The sequence below is a fragment of the Ensifer sp. ENS03 genome, assembly GCF_014852035.1.
Taxonomy (GTDB): Bacteria; Pseudomonadota; Alphaproteobacteria; order Rhizobiales; family Rhizobiaceae; genus Ensifer; species Ensifer adhaerens.
On sequence record NZ_JACVAV010000001.1, the window covers coordinates 1,352,550 to 1,359,582 of the forward strand.

Genomic DNA, 7,033 nt, shown 5'->3' on the forward strand with positions numbered 1-7,033 from the left:
ATTGGACATGACTGCTGAAACCCTCCTTGCAAGCCTGCAACTCTCGATCCCCGAGCTGATCCTCGCGGTCGGCGCGATGGCGTTGCTGATGATTGGCGTGTTTTCCGGCGAGAAGTCGGCGTCGACGGTCACCGGTCTTGCGGTTGCCCTCCTGATCATCGCTGGCCTCTGGCTCGTGCTTAAGACCGGTGAAGGCGAAGCCTATGGCGGCGCCTTCCTGTCGGACCCCTTCGCCAAGTTCATGAAGGTTCTGGCCCTGATCGGCTCCATCACCGCGCTGGTGATGACGGTCGGCCATGCGCGCTCCGCCCAGATTGACCGTTTCGAGTTCCCGGTGCTTCTGGTGCTGGCAACGCTCGGCATGCTCTTGATGATCTCGGCCAACGACCTGATCTCGCTCTACCTGTCGCTGGAACTGCAGTCGCTGGCCCTTTATGTCGTCGCTGCCATCAACCGCGACAGCATCCGCTCGACGGAAGCCGGCCTGAAGTACTTCGTCCTCGGTGCGCTTTCTTCGGGCATGCTGCTTTACGGCATGTCGCTGATCTACGGCTTCACCGGCCACACCGGCTTTACCCAGATCGCGGCTGCGCTGACGGCTGAAGGCCGCTCGCTCGGCCTGATCTTCGGGCTGGTTTTCGTACTCGCCGGCCTAGCCTTCAAGATCTCGGCCGTGCCGTTCCACATGTGGACGCCTGACGTTTATGAAGGCGCGCCGACGCCGGTCACCGCCTTCTTCGCGGCGGCACCGAAGGTCGCCGCCATGGCGATCCTCGTTCGCATCGTCATCAACGCCTTCGAGCCTGTCGTTGCAGACTGGCAGCAGATCATCGTCTTCATCTCGATCGCATCGATGCTGCTCGGTGCCTTCGCGGCGATCGGCCAGAAGAACATCAAGCGCCTGATGGCCTATTCCTCGATCGGCCACATGGGCTACGCGCTGGTCGGCCTTGCCGCCGGCTCCATGGCTGGTGTTCGCGGCGTGCTGCTCTACATGCTCATCTACATGGTCATGACGCTTGGCACCTTCGCCTGCATCCTGGCGATGCGCCGCAAGGAAGGCGAAAACGTCGAGAACGTCGACGATCTCGCCGGTCTCTCGCAGACCAACCCCTTCATGGCGACGGTGCTGACCGTCCTGATGTTCTCGCTCGCCGGCATCCCGCCGATGGCAGGCTTCTTCGGGAAGTACTTCGTCTTCATGGCGGCCATTGAAGCCCAGCTCTATGCGCTCGCCATCATCGGCGTTCTCGCATCCGTCGTCGGCGCCTACTACTACCTGCGCGTCATCAAGGTGATGTGGTTCGACGATGCCAAGGGCGAGTTCGCCCGCACCGCCGGCGAACTGCGGCTGGTGTTCGGTCTCTCGGGCCTGTTCGTTCTCGGATACGTGCTCATCGGCGGCCCGCTCGGAAACGCCGCTGAAGTCGCGGCGCGGACCTTCTTTTGATCGCCTTTGAAAGCGGCGGCCGGATCTCGCTCGACGATTTCCGGCACGTCGCTCTCGATGCGGTCGGGTCGACCAACAGTGAATGCCTGGCGCGTGCGCGCCAGGGTGACCCGGGCAATCTCTGGGTCACGGCCATCAGGCAGACCGGCGGGCGCGGACGTCGCGGCCGGGCATGGTTCTCCGAACCGGGCAATCTCTACGCTTCGCTTCTCCTCATCGAGCCGGCACCGGTCGAGCACCTGCACTCTTTGCCGCTTGCTGTCGCCGTCGCCGTTCACAGGGCGATCCGCCAGGTGATGCCGCCGGGTTCGGCGCCGGTGGAGATCAAGTGGCCGAACGACATCCTGATCGACGGCAAGAAGACCTGCGGTATCCTGCTTGAAGGCGAAAGCCTCCCGGACGGGCGCCGGGCGCTGGTCATCGGTTGCGGCATCAACATCGCGGTCCAGCCGGATGAAGGGCTCTATCCCGTGACGTCGCTGGCCAACGAAGGTGCGTCGGTTTCGCCCGACGAACTGTTTGCTCGCCTGTTCCTGACGATGGCGGAGACCCTGCAGGTTTGGGATCGGGGCGCCGGTATCGCCACGACGATCGAACAATGGCGGGCGGCAGCCCGCGGCATCGGTGAAACGATAACCGTGAACCTGCCGGACCGGTCGCTTTCAGGGCGCTTTGCCGGTATTGATGAGGCCGGACGGCTGGTGCTCGACACCGGCAACGGCATGACGCAGGCGATTGCCGCCGGCGACGTATTTTTCGGATAAATTTGGAACAGGGGCGCAACACGACATGGCGCAAGAAGAAGAATTGGTGTTCTTGCCGCTCGGCGGCGTCGGCGAAATCGGCATGAATCTTGGCCTGTACGGCTACGGACGGCCGGGCAGCCGCCAGTGGATCATGGTCGATTGCGGTGTGACTTTCCCGGGGCCAGAGCTCCCGGGGGTCGACCTCGTGCTCCCCGATATCGGCTTTCTCGCCGAAGAGCGCCGCAATCTCAAGGCGATCATCATCACCCATGCGCACGAGGACCACTATGGCGGTCTGAACGACCTGTGGCCCGGTCTCAATGTGCCGGTCTATGCCTCGCCGTTCACGGCAGGCATGCTCGAAGCCAAGCGGGACTTCGAGAAGAGCCGGGGCGAGATCCCCATCACGATCTTCAAGCAGGGCGACCGTATCAATGTCGGCCCCTTCGAGATTGAGGCCGTCGGCGTCAACCACTCGATCCCCGAGCCAATGTCGCTGATCATTCGCACGCCGGTCGGCACCGTGGTTCATACCGGCGACTGGAAGATCGACCTTCACCCGTCGCTCGGACCGTTGACCGACGAGACACGCTTCCGCCAGATCGGCGATGAAGGTGTGCTTGCGCTCGTCTGCGATTCCACCAATGCGATGCGCGACGGCGTTTCGCCGTCGGAGCAGGAGGTTTCCGAAAGCCTGACGAAGATCATCGCCAACGCTGAGGGTCGGGTGGCGATCACGACGTTCTCCTCGAATGTCGGGCGCATCCGCTCGATCGCCGAAGCGGCGGAAGAGGCCGGCAGGGATGTGCTTCTGCTCGGCAGTTCGATGAAGCGGGTCGTCGCCGTCGCTACGGATCTTGGGCTGATGGAAGGCATCAAACCTTTCCTCGCCGAAGACGAGTTCGGCTACGTGCCGCGCGACAAGGTCGTGGTCATCCTGACTGGCAGCCAGGGCGAGCCGCGGGCAGCCCTTGCCAAGATCGCCCGTGACGAGATGCGAAATGTCGCCTTCTCGGCTGGCGACACGGTCGTGTTTTCCTCACGCACGATCCCGGGCAACGAAAAGGCGATCAACGACATCAAGAACGGCCTGGTGGAACAGGGCATCCACATCATCACCGACAGCGAGGCGCTGGTGCACGTATCCGGCCACCCGCGTCGCACCGAGCTGCAGCAGATGTACCAGTGGCTACGGCCGCAGATCCTCGTACCTGTTCATGGCGAGGCGGCGCATCTGACGGCGCATGGCGAACTGGGCCGGCAGTCCGGCATCGCCAGCGTTCCGCGTCTCAGGAACGGCGAAATGCTGCGTCTTGCGCCAGGTCCCGCCGAAGTGATCGACGAAGCGCCCCATGGCCGCATCTACAAGGACGGCAGCCTCATCGGCGATTTCGAGGAGATGGGCATCGGCGAACGCCGCAAGCTCTCCTTCGCCGGCCATGTCGCCGTCAACGTCGTTCTCGACAGCCGCTACGATTTCCTGGGCGACCCGGATATCGTCGCGATCGGCTTGCCGGAGTTCGACGACGAGGGCGAGGACATGGAGGACACGCTCTATGACGCCATTCTTGGCGCCGTCGAGAGCATTCCGCGGGCAAAGCGCAAGGATCTGGCAATGCTGCAGGAGGCGGTCCGCCGCGCCGTGCGCAGCACCGCCAACCAGATCTGGGGCAAGAAGCCGATCGTCACGGTGTTTGTCACCAAAGTCTGATTGGCCGGTCGCCCGTGACCATGTAAGCGGAACCGGACGTCAAAGCGGGAGATCGCAATGCTTGGAAGAGTGAACCACATCGCCATCGCAGTGCCGGATCTTCACTCCGCCGCCGAAAGCTATCGCTCGACGCTCGGCGCCTCCGTCACCGAGCCACAGGCTTTGCCCGAACACGGCGTCACCGTCGTGTTCGTCACGCTTGCAAACACCAAGGTCGAGCTGCTGGAGCCGCTCGGCGAGGGCTCACCGATTGCCGCTTTCCTGGCGAAGAACCCTTCGGGCGGGATGCATCACATCTGCTACGAGGTAGAGAACATCCTGTCGGCGCGCGACGCGTTGCGCGCCGCCGGAGCGCGAGTGTTGGGCGATGGCGAGCCGAAGATCGGCGCCCATGGCAAGCCGGTGCTCTTCCTGCATCCCAAGGATTTTCAGGGTACGCTGATCGAACTCGAAGAGGTGTGACAGTAGATCGCGCGATGCCGGTTTGTGCGATCGGGCGGTCAGCGCTATAAGGCGGACGGAATGTCGCGGAAGTCGCGGCGAAACGCGGGTTGCTCGCTGTCTTGCCGATCGCCTTCACCGGGAGCTTGAAATGCCGCTTTTTTCGACCTTTGCCATCTACTTCATCATCTGGTGGATCACGCTCTTTGCCGTGCTGCCCCTCGGCGTGCGCACTCAGGCTGAAGAAAACAGCGTCGTTCCGGGGAGTGTCGAGAGCGCCCCGGCGAAGTTCAACGCCAAGCGTGTCGTGCTTTTGACGACAGTGATTGCGGCCGTCATTCAACTTGCCTGGTATATCCTGTCCGTCAGGCTCGGCTACGGCATAGATTCCATTCCGCGTTTCTACCCAAAATTTGATTGATAAGTTCATCGCGGCCGCCGCGTGAGCCGGTCGCTCTCAATGCGACATGTTCTGTGCAATTTGATGGGCACATCTGTGCCTTGACGGAGCCTGCGCGCATGCCCGTGGGCAGAACCCGGGCAATTGCAGGATTGACCGCCGTGAAATTGACATAGTTCAATTTTGTAAGGTGCTTCGCGCGTCTGTCTCTTGCTGAAAAGCAAAAAAAAACAAGGCTAAAAGCCTTGTTTTTCAAGTTTCGCGTGATCTTTAATCCGTTTCCGGCGGCAGCGACGAAGCGCGCCTAAGATCTTATCCTCCCAAGACTTGACCGCGAAAGTCGGCAAGAATTTAGTCTTCATGCCTGTTTTGTGAGCCGAAACTAGCCCAAACATTGGGCTCTGTCATCCTGTTTTTTTGCATTTTTGCTACAGTCGGGTAAAATATTCCCGTTGACAATTACTGTCGTAATCTTGTTACTAGCGTGCTCTTTTGACGCAGGAACGGCGTCGAGTTCCCCCTGAAAATCCGTGGATGCTTTCTCTGCCCGTGACAACGGAGAGCAGGGTTTTCTTCCGCCGGCGAAGCAGCTATGAACGCAAGGCTCCTAAAGGTTCCTGCCGGCTTTGCCGGTGATGGAAAATGGAGAGCCCGACCCGAGAAGCAGCGGTCGCCTTTACCAATCAAAAGGTGAAGCCGGCATCTCGCTCAACGTCATTTCGCCCGAATCCGCCGATAGTGCGACGTTCATCAAGTTCTGGAACCCGTCATGCGCCTGTCCCGCTTTTTTATGCCCATCCTGAAGGAAAATCCCAAGGAAGCGGAAATCGTTTCCCACCGCCTCATGCTGCGCACGGGCATGGTCCGGCAGCAGTCTTCGGGCATCTATACCTGGCTGCCACTGGGCAAGCGGGTTCTCGACAAGGTCAACGCGGTCATCCGCGAGGAGCAGAACCGCTCCGGCGCGATCGAGCTTCTGATGCCGACCCTCCAGTCTGCCGAGCTGTGGCAGGAAAGCGGTCGCTACGACGCCTACGGCAAGGAAATGCTGCGTATCAAGGACCGGCAGGACCGGCCGATGCTCTACGGTCCGACGAACGAGGAAATGATCACGGACGTCTTCCGTTCCTACGTGAAGTCCTACCGCGACCTGCCGCTCAATCTCTACCACATCCAGCTGAAGTTCCGTGACGAGATCCGTCCGCGCTTCGGCACCATGCGCTCGCGCGAATTCCTGATGAAGGACGCCTATTCCTTCGATCTCGACCGGGAAGGGGCCGAACACGCCTATAACCGGATGTTTGCCGCTTACCTGCGTACCTTCGCACGCATGGGCCTTCGCGCCATTCCGATGCGCGCCGATACCGGCCCGATCGGCGGCAATCTCAGCCACGAATTCATCATCCTCGCCGATACCGGCGAGTCCGAAGTGTTCTGCCATAAGGATTTTCTCGGCTTCGACATTCCGGGCGAAGACACGAATTTCGATGACGTTGCCGGCCTGAAGACGATCTTCGACAAGTGGACCTCGCGTTATGCGGCGACGTCGGAAATGCACGACGAGGCAGCCTTCAACGCGGTTGCCGAGGGCGACCGACTGTCGGCCCGCGGCATCGAAGTCGGCCACATCTTCTATTTCGGCACCAAGTACTCCGAAGCCATGGGCGCCAAGGTTCTCGGCCCCGACGGCAAGGAGCATGCAGTGCACATGGGCTCCTATGGCATCGGTCCGACCCGTCTGGTGCCGGCGATCATCGAAGCCTCGCATGACGACAACGGCATCATCTGGCCGAAGTCGATCGCGCCGTTCGATGGCGTCATCATCAACATGAAAGCGGGCGATGCCGCTTGCGACGGCGCCTGCGAGACGCTCTATTCCGAACTCGGCAAGGCTGGATTCGAGGCGCTGCTCGACGACAGGGACGACCGCGCCGGTGCGAAGTTCGCGACGGCTGATCTGATCGGCGTTCCGGTCCAGATCATCGTCGGACCGCGTTCGATCGCCAATGGCGAAGTCGAGGTCAAGGACCGCAAGACCGGCGAGCGCGAGACGATGACCGTCGAAGCGGCGATCAACAAGCTGATCGCAACGAAGTGACGAGGCGAGGGAAGGCAGGATGACCGCCGTGACTGAAAATCAGGTGCAGGCCGCAGAGCGGCCTGAAAAGTCCTCCAGCCGACCCTTTTCCGCCTTCGAGCGTATGGTGGCGTGGCGCTACCTGCGCTCCAGACGCAAGGAAGCCTTCATCTCTGTCATCGCCGGCTTCTCCTTCATCGGCATCATG

At 61.3% G+C, this 7,033-nt stretch carries 6 protein-coding genes and 1 pseudogene; all 7 read left to right on the forward strand.

Annotated features, from left to right (window positions below):
• Window positions 1-7: 7 nt before the first annotated feature.
• Window positions 8-1,450 carry an NADH-quinone oxidoreductase subunit NuoN gene (nuoN, locus tag IB263_RS06625; RefSeq protein ID WP_034803562.1) on the forward strand — a complete coding sequence of 481 codons (1,443 nt, stop codon included), beginning with the start codon at window positions 8-10 and terminating at the stop codon, window positions 1,448-1,450.
• The gene (locus tag IB263_RS06630; protein ID WP_162727209.1) at window positions 1,450-2,214 is read left to right on the forward strand and encodes a biotin--[acetyl-CoA-carboxylase] ligase; all 765 of its coding nucleotides are present in this window, start codon (window positions 1,450-1,452) and stop codon (window positions 2,212-2,214) included. Before nuoN ends, IB263_RS06630 begins: the two co-directional genes overlap by 1 nt.
• Window positions 2,215-2,239: 25 nt before the next feature.
• Window positions 2,240-3,907 carry a ribonuclease J gene (locus IB263_RS06635; RefSeq protein ID WP_060580866.1) on the forward strand — a complete coding sequence of 556 codons (1,668 nt, stop codon included), beginning with the start codon at window positions 2,240-2,242 and terminating at the stop codon, window positions 3,905-3,907.
• A 57-nt stretch (window positions 3,908-3,964) separates the two neighbouring features.
• Window positions 3,965-4,369, forward strand: coding sequence for a methylmalonyl-CoA epimerase (mce, locus tag IB263_RS06640; protein WP_034803559.1), 405 nt, complete (start codon window positions 3,965-3,967; stop codon window positions 4,367-4,369).
• Window positions 4,370-4,499: 130 nt separating this feature from the next.
• Window positions 4,500-4,769: a DUF1467 family protein gene (locus tag IB263_RS06645; RefSeq protein WP_034803557.1), complete on the forward strand. Its 270-nt coding sequence runs from the start codon at window positions 4,500-4,502 to the stop codon at window positions 4,767-4,769.
• A gap of 748 nt (window positions 4,770-5,517) precedes the next feature.
• Window positions 5,518-6,846, forward strand: a complete 1,329-nt coding sequence (gene proS, locus IB263_RS06650) for a proline--tRNA ligase (RefSeq protein ID WP_034803555.1) — start codon at window positions 5,518-5,520, stop codon at window positions 6,844-6,846.
• A 19-nt stretch (window positions 6,847-6,865) separates the two neighbouring features.
• Window positions 6,866-7,033 (forward strand): annotated as a pseudogene (locus tag IB263_RS06655) (lipoprotein-releasing system transmembrane subunit LolC); the annotation flags it as partial.

Coding starts and splice junctions, on each gene's coding strand:
- proS (WP_034803555.1), top strand. CDS start 5,518: ATGCGCCTGTCCCGCTTTTTTATGCCCATCCTGAAGGAAAATCCCAAG.
- nuoN (WP_034803562.1), top strand. CDS start 8: ATGACTGCTGAAACCCTCCTTGCAAGCCTGCAACTCTCGATCCCCGAG.
- IB263_RS06645 (WP_034803557.1), top strand. CDS start 4,500: ATGCCGCTTTTTTCGACCTTTGCCATCTACTTCATCATCTGGTGGATC.
- IB263_RS06635 (WP_060580866.1), top strand. CDS start 2,240: ATGGCGCAAGAAGAAGAATTGGTGTTCTTGCCGCTCGGCGGCGTCGGC.
- mce (WP_034803559.1), top strand. CDS start 3,965: ATGCTTGGAAGAGTGAACCACATCGCCATCGCAGTGCCGGATCTTCAC.